This is a genomic window from Cyanobium gracile UHCC 0281 (genome assembly GCF_034931305.1).
Lineage (GTDB): Bacteria > Cyanobacteriota > Cyanobacteriia > PCC-6307 > Cyanobiaceae > Cyanobium > Cyanobium gracile_A.
In genome coordinates, this window is record NZ_JAYGHY010000015.1 from 1 (window position 1) to 21,417 (window position 21,417).

Genomic DNA, 21,417 nt, shown 5'->3' on the forward strand with positions numbered 1-21,417 from the left:
CCGCGGCTGTTACCAACTGACGCTGGGGCACGGCGGCGGCCGCCTGGCGGCCACCGCCATCCCTGCGACCACCGCGGGGCGCCGGACGGGTGTCGGGCTCGGCATCGGCCCGGCCCTTGTAGGCCGGCGTGCCGGCAGGGGCGGGCTGCACCAGGCAGATGATCAGCGGGTCCACCTGCAGTTCGCGGCGCAGGCGGCGCTGCAGGCCGACCTCCACCTCCCGCTGCACACCCACCCAGTCGACGTCCGGAGCCTTGCCACCGGTGTTGCGGGCGAGCTGGTTCCAGCGGTTCTCCAGCACCCAGGTGATCTCCCGTTCCGCCCAGACCGAGAGCTTGCGGGCATCGGCGGCGGTGACCACACCGCGCAGATTCACCCGCGGCGGTGCCGCCATCACGCCGTCGGTGGTGATCACCGCCAGCAGGGTGATCACACCGTCCTCGGCCAGTTGCTGGCGTTCCTTGAGCACCCGGGCATCGACGATGCCGTTGCGCGAGGCATCGAGCAGTTCGATGCCGGCCTTGACAGGCTCACCCTTGTTGATGGTGTCGGAGGTGAGTTCCACCACGTCGCCGTTGTCGATGATCAGGATGTGATCAGCCGGCACACCCATCGACTGGGCCGTCTTGGAATGGCAGACGAGCATGCGGTGCTCGCCGTGCACGGGCACGAAGAACTTCGGCTTGGCCAGCGCCAGCATCAGCTTGTGGTCTTCCTGACAGCCGTGGCCGGAGACGTGGATGCCCTCGCCCTTGCCATAGACAACCTTGGCCCCCATCATCATCAGCCGGTCGATGGTGTTCACCACCGAGATGGTGTTGCCAGGGATCGGACTGGCCGAGAAGATGATCGTGTCGGTGGACTTCACCTGCACCTGGGGGTGCTCGCCACGGGAGATGCGGCTGAGAGCAGCCAGGGGCTCACCCTGGCTTCCGGTCATCAGCAACAGGGTTTCGCGGTCGGGCAGGTCGCGGATCTGCTTGATGGGCACGAACAGATCATCGGGGGCACGCATGTAGCCGAGCTCCCGGGCCTTGGCGATCACGTTGAGCATCGAGCGGCCCAACAGGCCCACCTTGCGGCCGTTCTTCATCGCCAGTTCGAGAATCATCGAGACACGATGAATCGAGCTGGCGAAGGTGGTAAGGATCACCCGGCCTTCCGCCTGGCTGATGTGGCGATCCAGGTTCGGGAACACGGCGCGCTCCGGCGGTGTGAAGCCAGGGATCTCGGCGTTGGTGGAATCGCTGAACAGGCACAGCACCCCCTGCTCGCCGTAATGGGCCAGGCGCTGGATGTCGAAGGCTTCACCGTCCACAGGGGTGTGGTCGAACTTGAAGTCGCCGGTGAAGATGATCACGCCAACGGGCGTAGTGATGGCCAGCGTGAAGCTGTCGGCCATCGAGTGGGTGTTACGGATGAACTCCACCTTGAAGTGCTGGCCGACGTGCACCACATCCCGCGGACCGACCGTCTGAATCGTTGTGCGGTCGGTGACGCCCGCCTCCTCCATCTTCCCCTGCAGCATCGACATCGCCAGCCGGGGGCCGTAGATGATCGGGATGTTGAAGTTCTTGAGGTGGTGGGGAATGCCGCCGATGTGATCTTCGTGGCCGTGGGTGACCACCATGCCGCGGATGCGCTTCTGGTTCTCGCGCAGATAGCTGGTGTCGGGCATCACCACATTGACGCCGTGCATGCCGTCGCTGGGGAACGCGAGGCCGGCATCGACGAGCATCAGCTCATCGCCGTATTCAAAGACGCAGGTGTTCTTGCCGATCTCGTGCAGGCCACCCAGCGGGATGACGCGCAGGCCCTGGTGCTTGGCTTTGGCGCCGTTGCCGGAGCGGACGATGGGATTGACGTTCTGACTGGACATGTAGGAAACGAAAGGGTTGGCGGTGGGAAGGAACGGGAAGCGGATGTGACTCTGGAAATCAGCCTTGGCGTCAGGTAGGACGCAGGGCGGCCAGGATCGAGGAAAGGCGTTGGCGCACGTCGGTATCGGCGGAAAGAAGGGGAAGTCGGGGGGCACCCACCGGCCAGCCGCTGATCTCAAGGGCGGCTTTGACGGGGATGGGATTGGTGGTGCAGAACAGGGCCCGGCACAGGGGCAGCAACTGCTGGTGCGCGTCAAGGGCGGCGGTGACGTCGCCGCTCAGGTGGGCCAGGAGCATGGCCCGGATCCTGGGGCCCACCAGATGGCTGGCCACGCTCACCACACCCACCGCGCCCACGGCCAGCATCGGCAGGGTGAGGGCATCATCGCCGCTGTAGATCGCCAGGCGGTCGCCGCAGAGCTCCCGCAGCCGGCTGACCTCCTCGGTGGTGCCGCTGGCGGCCTTGAAACCCACCACGTTGGCCTGATCCAGCAGGCGGGCGGTGGTGTCCGGCGCCAGGCTGCAGCCTGTGCGGCCTGGGATGTTGTAGAGCATCAGCGGCAGCTCCGGTGCGGCCTGGGCCACGGCCCGGAAATGGGCTTCCAGGCCCTCCTGGGGTGGTTTGTTGTAGTAAGGCACCACCACCAGGGCGCCATCGGCCCCGAGGGCGGCCGCCTCGCCGGTGGCTTCCACCGCTTCGGCGGTGCAGTTGCTGCCGCTGCCCGCCAGCAGGCAGACGCGCGTGCCCACCGCTCCCTTCACGGCGGCGAACAGCTCGTGCTGCTCCTGCCAGGTGAGGGTTGGCGATTCGCCGGTGGTGCCACACAGCACCAGCCCATCGGATCCCTGGCTGACCAGATGGTCCGCCAGCCGTGCCGCCAGGTCGAGATCGACGGCACCATCGGCCCGGAAGGGGGTCACCATGGCCGTGAGCAGCCGACCGAAGGGGGCCTCGGGCGAGGGGGCCGTGCTCGGCGCCTGCAGGGTGGCCGTGCTCAAGCCGCACCTCCTGGGCCCGGAGACGCCGCGGCGGGTTCACGCAGCAGTTCGGCGATCTGGATGGCGTTGAGGGCCGCCCCCTTGCGGATCTGATCGCCACAAAGCCACAGCTCCAGGGCGTGGGGATCGCTGAGGTCCTGGCGGATGCGGCCCACGGCCACGGCATCGCGGCCGGTGACGTCGGTGGGCATGGGGAAGCGGTTGGTCTCGAAGTTCTCGATCAGCTCCACCCCGGGGGCGGCCGCCAGCAGGGCGCGGGCCTCCTCCACAGGGAAGGGCTCCTCGAATTCGATGTTGACGGCTTCGGAATGGGCCCGCAGGACCGGCACCCGCACGCAGGTGGCCGTGAGGCGCAGCTGCGGCAGCCCCATGATCTTGCGGGTTTCGTGGAGCATCTTGAGCTCCTCCTCGCAGTAGCCGCTGGGCTCCAGAGGCGAGTTGTGCAGGAAGAGATTGAAGGCCAGCGAATGGGGCAGCACTTCGCTCACCGGCTCGCCGCCATCCAGCACGGTGCGGCTCAGCTGGCGCAGTTCCTGCATGGCGCGGGCGCCGGCGCCGCTGGCCGACTGGTAGGTGCTGATCACGACCCGGCGGATCGGGCGCCTGGCCGCCAGGGGCGCCAGGGCCAGCGTCAGCAGGATCGTGGTGCAATTGGGATTGGCGATGATGCCGCCATGGGCGAAGGCGGCCTGGGGATTCACCTCAGGCACCACCAGGGGCACCGCCGGATCCATGCGGAAGGCACTGGAGTTGTCGATCACCACGGCTCCGGCCGCCACCGCCTCCGGGGCCCACTGCCTGGAGACGGAGCCGCCGGCGGAGGCCAGCACCAGATCGACGCCCTCGAAGGCCCCGGGTCCTACGGGCCGCACCTGGATCCGGTCACCCCGCCAGTCGAGGTCCTGGCCGGCGGAGCGGGGGGAGGCCAGTGGCACCAGTTCTGCCACCGGGAAGCCTCGTTCCTGCAGCAGGGCCAGAAGCTCCTGGCCCACGGCTCCGGTGGCGCCGAGGATGGCGATGCGCAGCGGCCTTGAAGGCAGCTGGCGCGGAGGGGAGGACAGGGTCGCTGAGACGGTCAACGGGGAGAGAGGAACAGGTGGCGGGACGGGGTCGGGAAGGGGACTGCGGAAACGGGACCCTGAAACAAAACCACCGGCCCGAGGCCGGAAAGGTGTGTTCAGTTGGGGATATGGGCGCGCCGTTGCGTCGATCGCACAATACGTGGCAGAGGCCCGAAACGGCCAGTTTCTAGGATGGGGGGCTGACCCGAGCGAACCCGTTTCATGAGCCCTGCCGCCAGCACCGAAGCCAACCTCCGGGTCACGACCTCCCCCCGTCCCGGAAGCCGCCTGGCCGTGGAGGTGGCCGTGCCTGCGGGGCGCAGCCAGAAGAGCTACGACGCCGCCCTGGAGAAGCTGAGCCGCAGCGTCAAGCTGCCCGGTTTCCGCAAGGGACGGGTGCCCCGGCCGGTGCTGCTGCAGCAGATCGGACCGCTGCGCATCCGTGCCACCGCCCTCGAGGACCTCGTGGACGCGGTCGTGCGGGAGGCGATGCAGCAGGAGGCCATCGAAGCGATCGGCCGGCCCGAACTGAACGAAGCCTTCGAGCTGGTCCTGCAGCGTTTCACCCCTGGCCAGGAGCTCACCATCACCCTGGAGATGGACGTGGAGCCCATCCCCACCCTGCGCAGCACCAAGGGTTTCACGGCCGAAGCCGAACCGGTGCCCTTCGACCCCGCCAGGGTCGACGAGCTGATCGAGCAGTCGCGCCGCCAGCTGGCCACCCTGGTGCCGGTGGAGGACCGGGCCGCGGCCGAGGGTGACGTGGCCCAGATCGCCTTCAGCGGCAGCTTCGTCGACAACGGCGAGCCCATCGAGGGCGGCAGCAGCGAAGGGATGGAAGTGGAGCTGGAGGAGGGCCGCATGATCCCCGGCTTCGTGGCCGGCATCGTCGGCATGGCCGTCGGCGACAGCCGCGACGTGACCTGCCGCTTCCCCGACAGTTATCCCCAGGAGCAGGCGGCAGGCCGGGACGCCCTGTTCGCCATCACCCTGCTGGAACTCAAGACCCGTGAGCTTCCCGCCCTCGACGATGCCTTCGCCCAGCAGGCCAGCGACAAGCCGACCCTGGCCGAACTCCGCGCCGACCTGGAGCAGCGCCTGCGGGAGGACGCCGAGCGTCGCCATCGGGCCAACCGCCACGAAGCCCTGCTGACGGTCCTGGTGGAGCAACTGGAGGTGGAGCTGCCCGAGACCCTGATCCAGCAGGAGGTCCGCAACCTGATCGAACAGACCGCCGGTCAGATCTCCCAGCAGGGCATGGATGTGAAAAAGCTGTTCACCCCCGATCTGGTGCGCAGCCTGATGGACACCTCCCGGCCCGAGGCCGAGCAGCGGCTGCGGCGCACCCTGGCGCTCAAGGCGCTCGCCGCCGCCGAGAAGATCGAAGTGGCTGCCGCCGACCTGGAGGCCAAGCTGATCGAGATCCGCCAGGGCCTGAGCGACAGCGCCTCGATCGACCAGGAGCGGTTGCGGCTGGCCGTGGCCGAGGATCTGCTCAAGGAGCAACTCCTGGAGTGGCTGGAGGCCAACAGCACGATCACCGACAAGGCCCCGGTGGCTGAGGAGACCTCAGACGCCAGCGAGGAAACCAGCGCGAAGGAGCAGCCCAAAGCGACGAAGGCCGCGGCCAAACCGAAGAAGGGCGCCGCCGGTGCCGGGGGCGGCAAGGCTCAGGCCGACGGTGCCCAGCCATAGATTGAAGCCACTCCCCCCGTCCCCCAGCGAATCCGCGTGATCGACGCCCCCTCGCCCCTGATCCCCGACTGGCCGTCGGGGGCACGGCCCCATCCCGTGAACAACCTCTGGCAGGGGCCCCTGCCCTGGAACGGAGTGGCGCCCCCCAGCCCCTCGGCTGCCCCCGGGATTCTGCCCACGGTGGTGGAGCAGTCCGGCCGTGGCGACCGGGCCTTCGACATCTATTCCCGGCTGCTGCGGGAGCGCATCATCTTTCTCGGCACCGGCATCGACGACCAGGTGGCCGATTCCATGGTGGCCCAGCTGCTGTTCCTCGAAGCCGAGGATCCCGAGAAGGACATTCAGATCTACATCAACTCACCGGGAGGTTCGGTGACCTCCGGCCTGGCCATTTACGACACCATGCAGCAGGTGGCGCCCGACGTGGTCACCATCTGCTACGGGCTGGCCGCCAGCATGGGGGCCTTCCTGCTCACCGGCGGGGCTCCCGGGAAACGCATGGCCCTGCCCAATGCCCGGATCATGATCCACCAACCCCTCGGCGGCGCCCAGGGACAGGCCGTGGACATCGAAATCCAGGCCCGGGAGATCCTCTACCTGAAGGACACGCTCAACGGGCTGATGGCCGAGCACACCGGTCAGCCGCTCGACAAGATCGCTGAAGATACCGACCGGGACTACTTCCTTTCCCCAGCGGAAGCGGTTGAATACGGTCTCATCGACCGGGTGGTCGATGATGCCCCAGCCCCTGTCGACCCCTAGGACCTCGCACCTCCAGCGCCCCTCAACCGCCCTTCCAGAACCGGTCCGAACCTCAGGAACCACTGACAAAACGACGGCTGGGGTCGATCCTGGGGGCAGGGCTACCACCAACACCTCCTCTGGGCGACCACCGCCGCTCCCGCCGCCTCCTCGCCGATGGCCAAGTTCGACGCCCATCTGAAGTGCTCCTTCTGCGGCAAGTCCCAGGAACAGGTGCGCAAACTGATCGCCGGGCCGGGCGTCTACATCTGCGACGAATGCATTGATCTCTGCAACGAGATCCTCGATGAGGAGCTCGTTGAACACCACGGCCCCGGCCCCCAGGGCAGGCCCGGCGCCGATGGCGGCCGCAAGGCCCCGGCGAAGAAATCGGCCAAACCCGCCCCCACCCTGGCCACCATCCCCAGGCCCCAGGAGATCAAAACCTTCCTCGACCAGCAGGTCGTGGGCCAGGAGGAGGCCAAGAAAGTGCTGGCCGTGGCCGTTTACAACCATTACAAGCGCCTGGCCTGGCAGGGGGACGGCAAGGGCGAGACGGACCAGACCGCCACCCGCCTGCACAAGTCGAACATCCTTTTGATCGGCCCCACCGGCTGCGGCAAGACGCTCCTGGCCCAGTCCCTGGCGGAGATGCTCGACGTGCCCTTCGCGGTGGCCGATGCCACCACCCTCACCGAAGCCGGCTACGTGGGCGAGGACGTGGAGAACATCCTGCTGCGCCTGCTCCAGAAGGCCGACCTCGACGTCGAACAGGCCCAGCGGGGCATCATCTACATCGACGAGATCGACAAGATCGCCCGCAAGAGCGAAAACCCCTCCATCACCCGCGACGTCTCCGGTGAGGGGGTGCAGCAGGCTCTGCTCAAGATGCTGGAGGGCACCGTGGCCAACGTGCCCCCCCAGGGCGGCCGCAAGCACCCCTACCAGGACTGCATCCAGATCGACACCAGCCAGGTGCTGTTCATCTGCGGTGGCGCCTTCGTGGGTCTGGACGACCTGGTCCAGAAGCGGATGGGCCGCAACGCGATCGGCTTCCTGCCCGCCGATGGCCGCAGCCGGGTGCGCTCCGGCAAGGACAAGCAGTCCAGCGAAGTGATGCGCCACCTCGAACCGGAGGATCTGGTCCGCTACGGCCTGATTCCCGAGTTCATCGGCCGGCTGCCGGTGAGCGCGGTGCTCGAACCACTCGACACCAGCGCCCTGGAGGCGATCCTCACCGAACCGCGCGACGCCCTGGTCAAGCAGTTCCAGACCCTGCTCAGCATGGACAACGTGCGGCTCGAGTTCGAACCGGGTGCCGTCGAAGCCATCGCCGCCGAAGCCCATCGCCGCAAAACCGGCGCCCGGGCCCTGCGGGGCATCGTCGAGGAACTGATGCTCGACGTCATGTACGACCTGCCCTCCCGCCGCGACGTCCAGACCTTCACCATCACCCGGGAGCTGGTGGAGCAACGCAGCAAAGCCAAGGTGCTGCCCATCAGTGCCGCCGCCGACCTCGACGGCCACCGGGGCGAACAGGCCACGGCCTGAGGGTGCCAGCTGCTGAGGTGCCACCGAGCGGCCATCCGTACCCGGCGCCATCCCGAAGCAGCAGCGCGACGGCGCGAAGCTGAAGAATCCGTTGTTGCCACGCCTTGGCCGCCGCCGATCACCTGCAGGCCCGCCGCCAGCATGGCCTGTTCCTGCACCACGGCGTCGACCTGGGGGACGGGACGGTGGCCCACTATCTGGAGGGCCGGGAGATCCTGCGCAGCCCACGGGTTGACTTCAGCCGCGGCGAGCTGATCAGCACCGTCGACTACCCCGAAGGGAGCAGTTCACCGGTGGGTGTCACCCTGCGCCGGGCCATGGGCCGCATCGGCGAGCAGCGCTACAACCTGCTGTTCAACAACTGCGAGCACTTCGCCCACTGGTGCAAAACCGGTCGGCACCGCAGCGCCCAGGTGGAGGACTGGCTGCACACCGGCAGCCTCGGCGCCCTTGCCCTGGGCCAGTTCGTGCCGGCCGCCGTGCTGACCGGGGCACGGGTGCTGCTGCGCCAGGGCCAGTCCCTCGCCGAGACCCTGGCCACGGCACTCGATCCCGAGCAGCTGGACCGGGGCCGGGAGTTGGCCCGGCGCAGCCTTGAGCAGCTCGACAGCCTGCGGCAATGGCTGCAGCAGCGCCTGGAGGAGGAGCTGGCCCGGGCCGAACGGCGCTGGGGGGAAGGGAACGGGGCGATCGGCACCAGTCCCGACGGCTTCGATCGACTGCGCCTCGCCGGGCAGAGCCTGGCCGACCAGCTGGCCGCCGTGGAGGAGATGGAGGACAGGCTGCAGCGACTGCTCGAGCCTGGCAAGGCCGCCACCGATTCCCAGGCACCATCCACGCCACCTACCGCTGATCCGGCCGACGGCGGCCCGCCTTAGGCTCTCCATTCGGTCAGGGCAGGGTGGATGGTCCAGGCCTACGAGCCCCTTCATCACAAGTACAGGCCCCAGCGTTTCGACCAGCTGGTGGGCCAGAAGGCCGTGGCAGACACCCTCAGCCAGGCCCTGCTCCAGAACCGCATCGCCCCGGCCTATCTGTTCAGCGGCCCCCGGGGCACCGGCAAGACCTCCAGCGCCCGGATCCTGGCGCGTTCGCTCAACTGCCTGGCCAGCCCGGGGCCGACGCCTGAGCCCTGTGGACGCTGCCAGTTGTGCGCGGACATCGCCAGCGGCAACGCCCTTGATGTGATCGAGATCGACGCCGCCTCCAACACCGGCGTCGACAACATCCGCGAACTGATCGAACGGTCCCGTTTCGCCCCAGTCCAGGCCCGCTGGAAGGTCTACGTGGTGGACGAGTGCCACATGCTCTCCACGGCCGCCTTCAACGCCCTGCTCAAGACCCTGGAGGAACCGCCCCCGCGGGTGGTGTTCGTGCTGGCCACCACCGATCCCCAGCGGGTGCTGCCAACGATCCTCAGCCGCTGCCAGCGCTTCGATTTCCGGCGCATCCCCCTGGAGGCCCTGGAGGGTCATCTGCACTGGATCGCCGCTGAGGAGTCCATCGGCATCACCCCGGAGGCCCTGCACCTGGTGGCCCAACGCTCCCAGGGAGGCCTGCGGGACGCCGAAAGCCTGCTCGACCAGCTGAGCCTGCTGCCTGCACCGATCGCCGCCGACGCGGTCTGGGACCTGCTGGGGGCGGTGCCGGACCAGGAACTGCTGCGGCTGGCAGTCGCCATGGCCGCAGCCGATCCCCTGCAGGTGGTGGAGGGCTGCCGCGAACTGCTGGATCGGGGGCGGGAACCGGCCGCCGTGCTCCAGGGGCTGGTCAGCCTGCTACGCGACCTGCTGCTGGCGGGGGTGGCGCCGGATCGGCTGGAGCTCACCAGCGTGTCCCCGGAGCTGCGGCCGCAGCTGCCCGAGGTGGCGCGCCAGATCGGCAAGGCTCGCCTGCTGCGTTGGCAGTCGCAGCTCAAGGGCAGCGAGCAGCAGCTGCGCCACAGCGTCCAACCGCGGCTCTGGCTGGAGGTGCTGCTGTTGGGCCTGCTCGCCGAGCCGGCCGCCGCTGCCGCCGCCCCTCCGGGGCCGCAACAGCCCGGCCCCGAAGGCCAGCGGGTCACCCGCAGCCCGGAGCCCGTGCCGGCCGCTTCGGTATCACCACCGCTGGCTCCGGTGGCCCCGACCCCGTCCCCGGAGCCGGTGGCAGCGGCCGGGAGCCTGCCGGCCTCGCCCCCACCAGATCCGGCGAGCGCCCCGGAGGGGCCGGGGCCCGCCGGCGAGGATCTGGCCGAGCTGTGGCAGCAGATCCTGGCCGGGCTGGAACTCCCCTCCACCCGGATGCTGCTCTCCCAACAGGCCCAGCTGCTGCGGCTGGATGAGCGGCGGGCGGTGGTGCGCGTGGCCGGAACCTGGATGGCCATGGTTCAGAGCCGCCTGCCCCTGCTGGAGAAAGCGGTGGCCAGCGCCCTGGGAAGCCCGCGCCAGCTGACCCTGGAGGCGGGGGGAGATGCCCCAAGTGCCCGGCCGTCCAGCGCCCAGGCGCCGCCGGCCCGACCCACAGCGGTCGCCGGCCCGCCCCCGGCCCTGGACAGCCCGCCGGTCAGCCCCTCGCCCAGCCCGACCGGCGCCACAGCCGCCCCTGCTGCCACCGGGATCTCCGCGGCCAGGACCGTCATGGCCAGCCCCCCTGCGGCCGATCGCCAACCCCGGCCACCGGCGCCGACGCCCTCAGAGACTGAGGAACGCCTCGACGAACCCAGGCCGGCCGCGGTAGCCGTGCCGGCGGCGATCGATGCCCAGGCGAGTCGCCTGGCCGAATTCTTCAACGGTGAAGTGATCAGCGGCCTCAACGGCGATGCCGAATCCATCTGATCGAGAAGGACACTGCTGCCGGCGGAATCGGGTCCGCCTCAGTGCATGGCATCAACACCCCGGGAGCTGCTCAAGCCACTGCCGACGGAGCGAACGATCTTGCTGAGGCCCAGCAACAGCAGACGCACGACAGGATGGATGGAAAACGGCGAATTGCCGTAACCATGACTCACCGGAACCCACAGATACTCCACAATCATCAGACGAAACGTCTCGCAGGGCGACAACAACACCCTGGCCGCGTTCAGCGGTTCCTCAAGCCTGGCCCGCAAGACCAACTTGATTTCCAGCAGGGCGAACAGGCGACTCAGCGTGTGCCGTGCGACGGCCGTTCTCTTCGACTCGTGATGGACGCGGTAGCAGGTGAGGGGCTGATCAAGCTAAAGAAAGCACCCCCGCTGGGCCAGCAGAGCCCAACACAACCCATCACCGAAACCCAGCACCATCTTCGTTGCGAAGGGTATTGACCGCACAACCTCCGCCCTGGCGAACGTCTCCGCCCCGATTCGCTTGGCCAAGATGCCGGAGAACGACCAGATCTGGATCCTCAGTGGCCTGCAGCCACCGGAGAACCTCCCATCAGCCATCCGTCAAACCCTCGTCGACAACGATCACATCCAGCGGCCGATAGCTTGGGCATGGACGAAGACAATGGAATCCTCAATGTAGAGAGTGGAGTTGTAGCTTTGGATGGTGATGGACACCAGCGGTGCCACTGTCGATGCTGTAGTGGTTGCCATACCAATTCCCTGGGGCGCCCTTCTCGACCCCCGTTCATGGCCCCCTGGTCAGTGACCGCGGCGCAGCCAGATTCCCTGCAATGGAGTGGCAAGCGCCATGGGGCCGAAGCAAAAACGCCTGATCGCGAAGCAAAGAAACCTGATCGTGAAGGATCATTCCTTCGGAGAACTTCTCGACCCAGACAATCCTGCTGTGCAGCGTGTCCGGTGGCCTCATCCAGGCAATCACGGCTCTCCTGTGGCTCCAGGACGTGGTCAGGGATCAGCCTCGGGCCCTGGCTCGCTTGTTCATTGGTTGTGCTGGCCCCAGCACAAAGCTGGCAAGAAGGTGCTGCCGTGATGATCGCAGATGCACCGTTCGAGATCTTCGATAGCAGGGACGCTCACAGATTCATGGAGAATGAATGGCCCGCATGAGTCGGAGACGACCGAGCTCTCCAACAACTCCATACAGGAGATCTTCTGCACTTCAATGGCGTCTGAACAGGGGGTCAACGGTGGAACGTAAGATCCGGAATACGCCAGGTGTTAAGGGATCGAGATCCCTTGGCTTCTAGTCGGGATAGAACTGCTGATAATCCTCTGCATAGATCTCTTCAATTCGCGACCTGAGCTTCCTTTCCTGACGCGGCGAAAGCTCCATCGGCGCAGAGGCAGGACCGTTGGCCCTTGGCAGAACCAACGCCCTGCCCAGCCGGAGGGAAAGGGCATGGACCAACTCGGCAAGCTGCTCATAGCGAAACACGTGAACCTCTGCCAAGCCCCTCAGGAATGTCGATTGAGATCTCAGATGTAGCAGATCATGGGATGCAGCAAGCTCTACATACTGCTCCAGGCTGAGAGAATACAGGTCGATGCCGTGATACCACCGAGCAAAATCGGCCATGGCACGATCCTTGCGGCGATAGGACGATAGAAATCGCGTCCAGGGATCACGTACAACCGTAAAAACCCAACTCTCGCGGACGAATGTCGGGTGCAATCTTTCAATCTCAGACAATTGAAGATGCTGGAGGAATTCAGAGCTCAGCCCCAAGGCCAATAAACTGGGAGAAGAGATTTTCCCAAAACATGCAGCCTGGTTCTCAATCGCCGAGTCCAGATTGAGGCCGAGTGCCAACTCCACGGATGTTCCAGCGGTCTTGGGAATGTGGATGAACGTCATGCCCATCTCCCGCAACAAGGGCATGGTCGTTCAGACAAGTAAACTCTAGACAGATTAATGTATCACAAGCAGTTCTCCCAGGCCATGCAAGAAGGTCTCGTCATCCCTGTCGATGACGTCATGGACCCGCGAAGGTCATCGACCAGACGGGTCCGCGTCAGAGCAGGTCGAAAAGATCTCTTCGCTTCAGGAATGCCTCAGCAAAGATGCTCCAAAATGAATCAACCCTTCAAAGCCGGAAAGACCGGTAGACCATCTCAGGAGTTTCCCGCAAGCAAGGAGCACACCCTCTGAAGGGTTTCACGTCCGCAAGAATTTCACGTTCCGAAGGTTTCCCAACTGGCCGGGATTACCTGTGTCAAGTTTCAGCAGCGAACTCGGGCTCTCCATCCGCCTGCTCCTCGTTGTGTTCCGGATCCTGGGATCCGGAGTCTTCACCCAGGTGAAGCGTCTTGACCCAGACCAACTTCTTGGGCAGCAGGGCCATCTTCAACGTCACCCAGGGAATCACCACGAACCAGTGGACCAGGTACAGGATGCCCAACCCGGCACTGAAGGGGTTCATCGCCGGCAGCGGCGGCCCCTCCGATGGCCGCCGGCAACCGGTGGCGATCGCCAGGCCCGAGAGGGCCAGGGCCACGATCGAGAAGGGCCACATGGTGGGGGCCGTGCGGGTGAACACCGTGCCGACCAGGTCGGCACTGGCCACCACCGGCAGCACGTACTGCAGGAGGAAGAAGCAGGTGAGATCCAGCTTCTGGCTGAACGTGAGGCGGCCTGAGACCAGACCTGGGCCGTAGTCGAAGAAGCGCTGCAGGCCGCCCTCAGCCCAGCGCTGGCGCTGGCGCCACAGGGCCGGCAACGTCAGCACCGCCTCCTCCTGCACCGGGGGATCCCAGAGCACGCCGATCGGCAGGCCCTCAAGCAGAAAGCGGAAGCTGAGGTCGAGGTCGTCGGTCACGGTGTCCTCGTTGAAGCCGCCCACCTTCAGGAGCGCCTCCCTGGACAACAACTGGCCATTGCCCCGCAACTCGGCCACCCCGCCGTTGGCGAGGCGCCCCTCCTGGATCATGGCGTCGAAGGCCATCTCCATCGCCTGGGCGCTGGTGAGCAGGTTGGTCTGGGCATTGGCCACCGCCTTACGCAGTTGCACCGCCGCCCAGCCGCCGGCCTCGGCCCAGGGCACGAGGCGCTCGAGCACATCGGACTGCAGGTCGGCATCGGCATCGAGCACCAGCATCCAGCGGCCGCCGAGCTGTTGCAGCACCAGATTCAGGGCCCCTGACTTGCCGCCCCCCGCATCCCGGGGACGGCGCAACACCCGCAGGAAGGGATGGCGCCCCTGGAGCTCGGCCAGCAGCTCGGGGGTGCGGTCGTCGCTGCCGTCATCCACCACCCACAGGGTGAGAAGGCCCTCGGGCCAGCGCAGGGCGGCGATCCGCTCCACCAGGCGGGCAATCACCGCCTGCTCATCGCGGGCGGCCACCACCACGTCGACGGCTGACGGGGGTGCTGCGGATGAAAGGGGCGGAGGGGGCGTGTCGCTGCCACTGCGGCGGAAGGCCTGCAGCAGCACGGTGCGAAGGCTGTAGCCCCCCAACAGGGTGGCCAGGGTGATCGCTGGTACGAGGCTGCGGCCGGGGGGCAGCCAGTGGGGGGCGATCCCTACCAGGCCACAGCAGGCGAGGAACAGGGCCGCCTTGGCTCGGCGGCGATCGCTGTCACTGCCGCCGGCAGCCATGGTGATCCTCATTCAGGCCCTGACTCTAAGGGGAATCGCCGCCAGCACCGAGGGGTTGCAACGTGGTACCGGGGTAATAGTGCGCCAGGATCCGGCGCGTGCTCCAGCCGCGGCCGGCCAGATCGATCGCTCCGGCCTGGGAGAGACCGGCCCCGTGGCCGAACCCCCCACCGACCAGCTGCCAGACTCCCGCCCCCGCCGGCTGCAGCGTGAACAGGGTGCTGGGCAGGCTGCGCAGGGTGCGGCGGATGGCATCCAGCCGCAGCACGGTGCGGCCTTCGGTTCCCTGCACCTCAAGGGCCAGCACCCGGCCGCTGGGGCCGCGGGCCAGCACCTTCAGGGCCATGGGCCGTCCCACCGCCCGCTCCGGTCCAAGGGCGGCGGCGATCTGGGCGGCCGTGAGCTGCCGCTGCCAACGGAAGACGGGATGGTCGGCCCCCCAGGCCGCCCGCCCGTCCCGCAGCAGCGCCGGCAGGGCCGTGGCGGCCAGGGGCACGGGGAACCGGGCCTGGAAAGGGGCGGGTCCGTCGGGGAAGGGCGTCAGGTAGGGAACCGGAGCGCCGTTCCAGGCCTCCGGATAGGCGGCGCTGACGCCACCGTTGCTGGCGTGGTAGACGGCGTGGATGGGTCCATCGGCGCCCATCAGCACAGCCAGCCGGGTGGCGGCGATCGCCTGGCGCACGGCGGCGCCAGGATGGCGCGGGTCGCTGTACACCTGGCATTGGGTGTCGGCGCAGAGGTGGTAGCCATCCACCACGAAGCGGTGCTGGTTGCGCACCGCCCAGGTGCGGGCCAGCACGGCCTGGGCCTCGAGCGCCGCCGCCGGCACCCCGGCACCGATTTCGTGGGGCACCACGCCCTCCAGGTAGCGCTCCAGCGGCACCTGCTCCACCAGGCTCCAGCCGCCGTGCGCATCGGCCAGCAACTGGAAGGGGCCGGCATAGGCCCCCTGTTTCCAGAGCAGCCCTCCGGGGGCCTCGATCCGGATCGGAGACGCCAGGGGCACCACCCCCTGGGCCCGGCGCAGCTCCAGCCCGACCCGCTCGGCAACCGTCCGCTCGAAGCCCGTCAGCCGGACGCCATCCGGAAGGGGGGTGGGATCCGGCGCCCCGGCCGGGGCCCACACCTCCCAGTCCCGGGGCCTGGCGATGGCGGCCTCCACCCCCACGGCGCGCCAGAGGCCGGCCGCCTGCTCAGCGCTCTCGAAGCTGGCGAACGGCCCCAGCACGCGGCGCCGCAGCGTCGTGGGCTGAGCCAGAACCTCGCGCCTCCAGTGCAGCACCAGCGCAGGGGACTGGAAGCGCTGCCCGCTGGCATCGATCAGGGTGAGCAGGCCGCTGCTGCTGCGCAACCGCAGGGGCGCTGCCGCCGGGGCGTCCGCCGGCGCCGGGCCCAGCCGTGCCGCCAGGGCCACCCACAGCACCGGGTTCGCCGCCGTCAACGGGGCCGGGCGGGCCACCGGCCAGTGCATCAGGGTGGAGGGCTCAGGGGGTGGTGCGTCTGCAGCGGCAGCCCCCGAAACGGGGGGCGGCGGCGGGGCGAGCGGCCCCTGGTCGGCCCGGCAGCCGGCCGGGAACAGGAGCGCCATCGCCAGCAGCAGCCTGGGCAGAACACGGGGACGCAGCGACATCGGCACGGCAGGGGTTGGTGGAGGGTGCACCCGCGTCGTAGTGTGCTTGTTTGTGCCTGCGCCTACCGAGATGCCGAAGCTCAAGACCCGCAAAGCGGCCGCGAAGCGGTTCAAGGCCACCGGCACCGGCAAGTTCATGCGCCGGCGTGCCTTCCTCAACCACCTGCTCGACCACAAGAGCCCCAAGCGCAAGCGCTATCTGGGGACCATGGCGGTGGTTGACGATCGTGACCACGACAACGTGGCCCGGATGCTGCCCTACGCCGGCTGAGTCCGGTTGAGCTCCTTCGGGAGTTTCCGCTTTCCTGTTTTTCCACCCCGTTTTCCACCCCAAGCTCACCTCCCATGGCCCGCGTCAAGAGGGGCAACGTCGCCCGCAAACGCCGCAACAAGATCCTTCGTCTCGCCCGCGGCTTCCAGGGGAGCAACGGCAGCCTGTTCCGCACCGCCAACCAGCGGGTCATGAAGGCCCTCTGCAACGCCTACCGCGACCGTCGCCGGCGCAAGCGCGATTTCCGCCGCCTCTGGATCGCCAGGATCAACGCCGCCGCCCGCATGAACGGCCTCAGCTACAGCAAGCTGATCGGCGGCCTCAAGCGGGCCGACGTGCGCCTCAACCGCAAGATGCTGGCCCAGCTGGCTGTCTCCGATCCCACCAGCTTCACCGCCGTGGCTACCGCGGCAGGCCACTGACGCCGTCCTCCCCGTTCCGACCGTCCGGCCGGCCCCGATGAACGACCTGCTGCCCCAGGCCTACCTGCTGGGACTGATCGCTCTGTTGGGCGTGGCGGCCATCGTGGTCGCCCGCCAGATCCTGCGGGTTCGCCAAGACGAACTCGCCATGGCCCGGCTGGGGGGCAACGACAAGGCCGGCGGCACCCCCCGGGATGTCTCCACCCTGTACGAGCTGGCTTCGGTTCAGCTGCGCAAGCGCCTCTATGCCGAGGCGCAGGTGAATCTCAAGCAGGCCCTGAAGCTGGCGGACGCCGAGAACGCCCCCGCCGAAGCCAGGGCTCTGATGGAGAACGCCCTCGGCTTCACCCTGGCGGCCCAGAACAACTACGCCGCCGCCGTCAGGCACTACCGCGCCGCCCTTAGGGCCAAGGCTGACTACCCGGTGGCGATCAACAACCTGGCCTTCGCCCTGGAGAAGCAGTCGAAGCCGGACGAAGCCAGGACCCTGTATGAACGGGTGCTGCAGTTGGAAGCCACCAACAAGACGGCCCGTAAACGGCTCTCGATCCTCGAACGTCGCAGCGGCCAGGAGGCCGGCGGCAAGGCCTCCTGAGGCCCTGGAGCAGACCTCACCAGAGGCCGCGCACCGGTGCAGGGTCGCTGGCGGCAGGGCTCGCAGCGGTGGTTTCCGGAATCAGCTGCAGGCGCCCGCCCGGGGTCGTGAGGCGCGGCGCCCGCCAGCCGCTCAGGGACAGGCCCTGCACGCTCTGAAAGGCGCCACCCGGCTCCAGGGCGCCGCCGAGGGGATCCCCCAGCAGCAGGAGATCCAGCTGGTCCGACTTGGCGTTGAGGTTGCCCTGCACGGGCGACTCGACACCGCCGATGGCGATCGCACCACGAAGATCGACCATCTGGCCCATCGGCGTGGCCCCATCAATCCGCAGCTGGACGGGCACGGCCGGACCGCCACTGAAGGATTGGTAGCGACCGCTCCAGCGACGGGGCATCTGCTCGGCGATCAGGCGGGCTCGAGCGATCGGATCGAACGTTTCGACCTCACCGTTGGCGCCGCCGTCCTGGACGGTCGCCTGGATCTCGGGGGGGGTGAAGGGCACGAACCCATCGGCCGGCAGGGGGCTGGCGGCAAGCACCGGGCTGGCGGCGAGCAGCAGGGGCAGGGCGGCCAGAGGCACCGGCATGACGTGGGTCTTGTAGGCAAAGGGCAGACTAATCGGGATGCGCCCGTCCGCCGCAGGCCTCCGACCTTGACCGCCATCGCCCCCTCGACCTCAAACGACGATCTGGTGATCGCCGGCCGCCGCTTCCGCAGCCGACTGATGACCGGCACCGGCAAGTACCCGAGCCTGGAGGCCATGCAGGCCAGCCTGGAGGCCAGCGGTTGCGAGATCGTCACTGTGGCGGTGCGGCGGGTGCAGAGCGGCGCCCCGGGCCACGGCGGGCTGATGGAGGCGATCGACTGGAGCCGGATCTGGATGCTGCCCAACACGGCCGGCTGCGCCACCGCCGAGGAGGCCGTGCGGGTGGCCCGGCTGGGCCGGGAGCTGGCGCGGTTGGCGGGCCAGGAGGACAACAACTTCGTGAAGCTGGAGGTGATCCCCGATTCCCGCCACCTGCTCCCCGACCCCTTCGGCACCCTTGAGGCCGCCGAGCAGCTGGTCAAGGAAGGTTTTGTCGTGCTGCCATACATCAACGCCGATCCCCTGCTGGCCAGGCGGCTGGAGGAGGCCGGCTGCGCCACGGTGATGCCGCTGGGATCGCCGATCGGCTCGGGCCAGGGCATCCGCAACGCCGCCAACATCGCCCTGATCATCGAGGGCGCCGGTATCCCGGTGGTGGTGGATGCGGGCCTCGGGGTGCCCAGCGAAGCCGCCCAGGCGATGGAGATGGGTGCCGATGCCCTGCTGATCAACAGCGCCATCGCCCTGGCGGGGGATCCGGTGGCGATGGCACGGGCCATGGCCCTGGCCACCGAAGCCGGCCGCACCGCCCTGCTGGCGGGCCGACTGCCGCAGCGGTCCGAAGCCCGGGCCAGTTCACCGCTGGAGGGGCGTGTGACGAACCATTGACGACCCAACCGATCCAGGCCGCCCTCCATAGGGTTTGCCCCACACCGACTCCCCAGCCATGCAGGTCACCGAAGAAGACGGCGGCAAGCTCAACGCCTTCGCCAAGGAGCCCCGCATGGTGCTCCAGGAGCAGGGGGAGACCAGCGGCGCCAACCGGATGCTCCTGATCGGCGGCCTCGTGCTGGTGGCCGTGATGGTGGCGGTGGCGGCCGGCATCAGCTGAGACCGGAAGGCCATCTGAGGCCTGTAGTAGCTTGCCCGTCTGAGCAACCGCTCGTTCAGGAGTCTGGGGTGAAGGTTCTCGTTCTCGGCGGCGACGGCTTCTGTGGTTGGCCCTGTGCCGTGAACCTGGCCGAAGCCGGACATGACGTTGTCATCGTTGACAACCTCAGTCGGCGCAAGATCGACATCGACCTGGGCGTCGAGTCGCTCACGCCAATCGCCACCATCCAGGACCGCCTGAGGGCCTGGGAGCAAGTAGGCGGTCGCGCGATGACCTTCGTGCATCTCGACATCGCCCGGGAGTACGACCGGCTGGTGGAGTTGCTGCGCAGCGAGCGACCCTCGGCCATCGTCCATTTCGCCGAGCAGCGGGCCGCCCCCTACTCGATGAAAAGCAGCGCCACCAAGCGCTACACCGTCGACAACAACGTCAACGGCACCCACAACCTGCTGGCGGCGATCGTCGACAGCGGCCTTGACGTCCACATCGTGCACCTCGGCACCATGGGCGTCTACGGCTACGGGTCGCACCGCGGCGCCACGATTCCGGAGGGCTACCTCACGGTGGAGGTGCCCCAGCCCGACGGCACCTGCTTCACCGAAAAGATCCTGCACCCCACGGATCCGGGCAGCGTCTATCACATGACCAAGACGCTCGATCAGCTGCTGTTCTTCTACTACAACAAGAACGACGCGATCCGGGTCACCGACCTGCACCAAGGCATCGTCTGGGGCACCAACACCGACCTCACCCAGCGGGATCCGAGGCTCACCAACCGCTTCGACTACGACGGCGACTACGGCACGGTGCTGAACCGCTTCCTGATGCAGGCGGCGATCGGCTACCCCCTCACCGTCCACGGCACCGGCGGCCAGACGCGGGCCTTCATCCACATCCGCGACTCTGTCCGCTGCGTCCAGCTGGCCCTGGAGCACCCCCCCGAGCCCGGCGAGAAGGTGAAGATCTTCAACCAGATGACCGAGAGCCACCAGGTGGGCGAACTGGCCCGCAAGGTGGCGGCCCTTACCGACGCCGAGATCAACTACCTGCCCAACCCCCGCAAAGAGGCGATCGAAAACGATCTGATCGTCGACAACCGCTGCTTCATCGAGCTGGGTCTCAAGCCCACCACCCTCGATGATGGCCTTCTGGCAGAAGTGGTGGACGTGGCCCGCCGCTGGGCCGACCGCTGCGACCGCTCCAAGATCCCCTGCGTCTCGGCCTGGACCCAGCGCCAGGCCGAAGCGATCAAGGCTTTCGCCTGATCACCCGCCTGTGAAGATCGCCTTTTTCACCGAAACCTTCCTACCGAAGGTGGATGGCATCGTCACGCGGCTCACCAAGACAGTGCAGCAGCTGGTGGCGGCCGGCGATGAGGTGCTGATCTTCTGCCCCGAGGGGGCTCCGGAGACCTACATGGGCGCCCGGGTGGTGGGGGTGCCGGCGATGCCGCTGCCCCTCTATCCCGAACTCAAGCTGGCCCTGCCGCGGCCGGCGGTCTCCGAGGCCCTGGATCGCTTCGGCCCCGACCTGGTTCACGTGGTCAATCCGGCCGTGCTCGGCCTGGGGGGCATCTGGCTGGCCCGCAGCCGCGGTCTGCCGCTGGTGGCCAGCTACCACACCCACCTGCCCAAGTACCTGGAGCACTACGGCATGGGGATGCTGGAACCCCTGCTGTGGGAACTGCTCAAGGCCGCCCACAACCAGGCCCAGCTGAATCTCTGTACCTCCACTGCCATGGTGGAGGAGCTGGCCTCCAGGGGCATCCAGCACACCGCCCTGTGGCAGCGCGGCGTCGACACCGACCTGTTCCGCCCCGAACTGGCCTCCTCCGCCATGCGCCAGCGGCTGCACGGTGGCCACGACGACACCGGCCATCTGCTGCTGTACATCGGCCGGCTCTCGGCGGAGAAGCAGATCGACCGGATCCGGCCGGTGCTGGAAGCCATGCCCCAGACCCGCCTGGCCCTGGTGGGGGACGGTCCCCACCGCCAGCAGCTGGAGCGCCATTTCGAAGGCACCGCCACCACCTTCGTCGGCTACCTGGCCGGCGAGGAGCTGGCCTCGGCCTATGCCAGCGGTGATGCCTTCCTGTTCCCCTCCAGCACCGAAACCCTCGGCCTGGTGCTGCTCGAGGCCATGGCCGCCGGCTGCCCGGTGGTGGGGGCCAACCGGGGTGGCATCCCCGACATCGTCAGTGATGGCGTCAACGGCTGCCTGTACGACCCCGACCAGCCCGCCAGCCTGCCGACGGCCGTCGAACGGCTGCTGGGCGACCCGGCCGCCCGCCGCCAGCTGCGCCTGGCCGCCCGCGAGGAGGCCGAACGCTGGGGCTGGCCCAGCGCCACCGCCCAGCTGCAGGGCTATTACCGCCAGGTGCTCAACCGGGGCCGTCTGCAGCAGGTCGCCTGAGGCA

General features: G+C 68.0%; 20 protein-coding genes. 12 read left to right on the forward strand and 8 right to left on the reverse strand.

What is annotated here, in order from left to right; translation table 11 throughout:
- From VB739_RS06575 to VB739_RS06585, 3 genes are all read right to left on the reverse strand, one after another.
- A partial coding sequence (locus VB739_RS06575; RefSeq protein ID WP_323356303.1) for a ribonuclease J occupies positions 1–1,879 on the reverse strand: 1,879 nt, incomplete at its 3' end.
- Positions 1,880–1,949: 70 nt separating this feature from the next.
- The gene (dapA, locus tag VB739_RS06580) at positions 1,950–2,864 is read right to left on the reverse strand and encodes a 4-hydroxy-tetrahydrodipicolinate synthase (RefSeq protein WP_416233307.1); all 915 of its coding nucleotides are present in this window, start codon (positions 2,862–2,864) and stop codon (positions 1,950–1,952) included.
- Positions 2,865–2,875: 11 nt separating this feature from the next.
- Positions 2,876–3,958, reverse strand: a complete 1,083-nt coding sequence (locus tag VB739_RS06585; RefSeq protein ID WP_323356305.1) for an aspartate-semialdehyde dehydrogenase — start codon at positions 3,956–3,958, stop codon at positions 2,876–2,878.
- 204 nt (positions 3,959–4,162) lie between these two features.
- Here VB739_RS06585 and tig point away from each other — a divergent pair, with 204 nt between their 5' ends.
- The 5 genes from tig (at position 4,163) to VB739_RS06610 (ending at position 10,740) form a co-directional block, all read left to right on the forward strand.
- Complete coding sequence (gene tig, locus VB739_RS06590; RefSeq protein WP_323356306.1) at positions 4,163–5,635, forward strand: trigger factor; 1,473 nt, start codon at positions 4,163–4,165, stop codon at positions 5,633–5,635.
- A gap of 96 nt (positions 5,636–5,731) precedes the next feature.
- Entirely contained in the window at positions 5,732–6,397 is a 666-nt protein-coding gene (gene clpP, locus VB739_RS06595) for an ATP-dependent Clp endopeptidase proteolytic subunit ClpP (RefSeq protein ID WP_323356349.1), read from the forward strand.
- A 156-nt stretch (positions 6,398–6,553) separates the two neighbouring features.
- Positions 6,554–7,927: an ATP-dependent protease ATP-binding subunit ClpX gene (gene clpX / locus VB739_RS06600; protein ID WP_323356307.1), complete on the forward strand. Its 1,374-nt coding sequence runs from the start codon at positions 6,554–6,556 to the stop codon at positions 7,925–7,927.
- A 104-nt stretch (positions 7,928–8,031) separates the two neighbouring features.
- Positions 8,032–8,805 (forward strand): lecithin retinol acyltransferase family protein, encoded by a 774-nt coding sequence (locus VB739_RS06605; RefSeq protein WP_323356308.1) that lies wholly within the window; start codon positions 8,032–8,034, stop codon positions 8,803–8,805.
- 27 nt (positions 8,806–8,832) lie between these two features.
- Positions 8,833–10,740, forward strand: coding sequence for a DNA polymerase III subunit gamma/tau (locus VB739_RS06610; RefSeq protein WP_323356309.1), 1,908 nt, complete (start codon positions 8,833–8,835; stop codon positions 10,738–10,740).
- Positions 10,741–10,778: 38 nt separating this feature from the next.
- On the opposite strand, the gene VB739_RS06615 is transcribed toward VB739_RS06610, so the two are convergent.
- The 4 genes from VB739_RS06615 to VB739_RS06630 all read right to left on the reverse strand — a co-directional run bounded on the left by VB739_RS06615 (position 10,779) and on the right by VB739_RS06630 (position 16,016).
- The gene (locus VB739_RS06615) at positions 10,779–11,012 is read right to left on the reverse strand and encodes a hypothetical protein (RefSeq protein ID WP_323356310.1); all 234 of its coding nucleotides are present in this window, start codon (positions 11,010–11,012) and stop codon (positions 10,779–10,781) included.
- A 1,021-nt stretch (positions 11,013–12,033) separates the two neighbouring features.
- Positions 12,034–12,669, reverse strand: a complete 636-nt coding sequence (locus VB739_RS06620) for a sulfotransferase family 2 domain-containing protein (RefSeq protein WP_323356311.1) — start codon at positions 12,667–12,669, stop codon at positions 12,034–12,036.
- Positions 12,670–13,003: 334 nt separating this feature from the next.
- The gene (locus VB739_RS06625; RefSeq protein ID WP_323356350.1) at positions 13,004–14,386 is read right to left on the reverse strand and encodes a glycosyltransferase family 2 protein; all 1,383 of its coding nucleotides are present in this window, start codon (positions 14,384–14,386) and stop codon (positions 13,004–13,006) included.
- A gap of 25 nt (positions 14,387–14,411) precedes the next feature.
- Positions 14,412–16,016: a SpoIID/LytB domain-containing protein gene (locus VB739_RS06630; protein ID WP_323356312.1), complete on the reverse strand. Its 1,605-nt coding sequence runs from the start codon at positions 16,014–16,016 to the stop codon at positions 14,412–14,414.
- 70 nt (positions 16,017–16,086) lie between these two features.
- On the opposite strand from VB739_RS06630, the gene rpmI reads away from it, so the two are divergent.
- The 3 genes from rpmI to VB739_RS06645 all read left to right on the forward strand — a co-directional run bounded on the left by rpmI (position 16,087) and on the right by VB739_RS06645 (position 17,304).
- A complete protein-coding gene (gene rpmI, locus VB739_RS06635) occupies positions 16,087–16,287 on the forward strand; it encodes a 50S ribosomal protein L35 (protein ID WP_015109851.1) in 201 nt (66 codons plus the stop codon).
- Positions 16,288–16,361: 74 nt separating this feature from the next.
- Positions 16,362–16,709, forward strand: a complete 348-nt coding sequence (rplT, locus tag VB739_RS06640; protein WP_323356313.1) for a 50S ribosomal protein L20 — start codon at positions 16,362–16,364, stop codon at positions 16,707–16,709.
- A 37-nt stretch (positions 16,710–16,746) separates the two neighbouring features.
- The gene (locus VB739_RS06645) at positions 16,747–17,304 is read left to right on the forward strand and encodes a tetratricopeptide repeat protein (RefSeq protein ID WP_323356314.1); all 558 of its coding nucleotides are present in this window, start codon (positions 16,747–16,749) and stop codon (positions 17,302–17,304) included.
- Positions 17,305–17,320: 16 nt separating this feature from the next.
- On the opposite strand, the gene VB739_RS06650 is transcribed toward VB739_RS06645, so the two are convergent.
- The gene (locus tag VB739_RS06650; protein WP_323356315.1) at positions 17,321–17,890 is read right to left on the reverse strand and encodes a hypothetical protein; all 570 of its coding nucleotides are present in this window, start codon (positions 17,888–17,890) and stop codon (positions 17,321–17,323) included.
- Positions 17,891–17,956: 66 nt separating this feature from the next.
- Between VB739_RS06650 and VB739_RS06655 the strand changes: the two genes are divergently transcribed.
- From VB739_RS06655 to VB739_RS06670, 4 genes are all read left to right on the forward strand, one after another.
- A complete protein-coding gene (locus VB739_RS06655) occupies positions 17,957–18,778 on the forward strand; it encodes a thiazole synthase (protein ID WP_323356316.1) in 822 nt (273 codons plus the stop codon).
- 58 nt (positions 18,779–18,836) lie between these two features.
- Complete coding sequence (gene psb34, locus VB739_RS06660) at positions 18,837–19,001, forward strand: photosystem II assembly protein Psb34 (RefSeq protein WP_015109856.1); 165 nt, start codon at positions 18,837–18,839, stop codon at positions 18,999–19,001.
- Between the two features lie 68 nt (positions 19,002–19,069).
- Positions 19,070–20,266: an NAD-dependent epimerase/dehydratase family protein gene (locus VB739_RS06665; protein ID WP_323356317.1), complete on the forward strand. Its 1,197-nt coding sequence runs from the start codon at positions 19,070–19,072 to the stop codon at positions 20,264–20,266.
- A gap of 10 nt (positions 20,267–20,276) precedes the next feature.
- A complete protein-coding gene (locus VB739_RS06670) occupies positions 20,277–21,413 on the forward strand; it encodes a glycosyltransferase family 1 protein (protein ID WP_323356318.1) in 1,137 nt (378 codons plus the stop codon).
- Positions 21,414–21,417: the final 4 nt, after the last annotated feature.

Bases quoted from the DNA above. Each gene is read 5' to 3' on its own strand.
- rplT (WP_323356313.1), top strand. From the start codon at position 16,362: ATGGCCCGCGTCAAGAGGGGCAACGTCGCCCGCAAACGCCGCAACAAG.
- psb34 (WP_015109856.1), top strand. From the start codon at position 18,837: ATGCAGGTCACCGAAGAAGACGGCGGCAAGCTCAACGCCTTCGCCAAG.
- rpmI (WP_015109851.1), top strand. From the start codon at position 16,087: ATGCCGAAGCTCAAGACCCGCAAAGCGGCCGCGAAGCGGTTCAAGGCC.
- VB739_RS06630 (WP_323356312.1), bottom strand. From the start codon at position 16,016: ATGTCGCTGCGTCCCCGTGTTCTGCCCAGGCTGCTGCTGGCGATGGCG.
- VB739_RS06645 (WP_323356314.1), top strand. From the start codon at position 16,747: ATGAACGACCTGCTGCCCCAGGCCTACCTGCTGGGACTGATCGCTCTG.
- VB739_RS06625 (WP_323356350.1), bottom strand. From the start codon at position 14,386: ATGGCTGCCGGCGGCAGTGACAGCGATCGCCGCCGAGCCAAGGCGGCC.
- tig (WP_323356306.1), top strand. From the start codon at position 4,163: ATGAGCCCTGCCGCCAGCACCGAAGCCAACCTCCGGGTCACGACCTCC.
- VB739_RS06620 (WP_323356311.1), bottom strand. From the start codon at position 12,669: ATGCCCTTGTTGCGGGAGATGGGCATGACGTTCATCCACATTCCCAAG.
- VB739_RS06610 (WP_323356309.1), top strand. From the start codon at position 8,833: ATGGTCCAGGCCTACGAGCCCCTTCATCACAAGTACAGGCCCCAGCGT.
- clpX (WP_323356307.1), top strand. From the start codon at position 6,554: ATGGCCAAGTTCGACGCCCATCTGAAGTGCTCCTTCTGCGGCAAGTCC.
- VB739_RS06650 (WP_323356315.1), bottom strand. From the start codon at position 17,890: ATGCCGGTGCCTCTGGCCGCCCTGCCCCTGCTGCTCGCCGCCAGCCCG.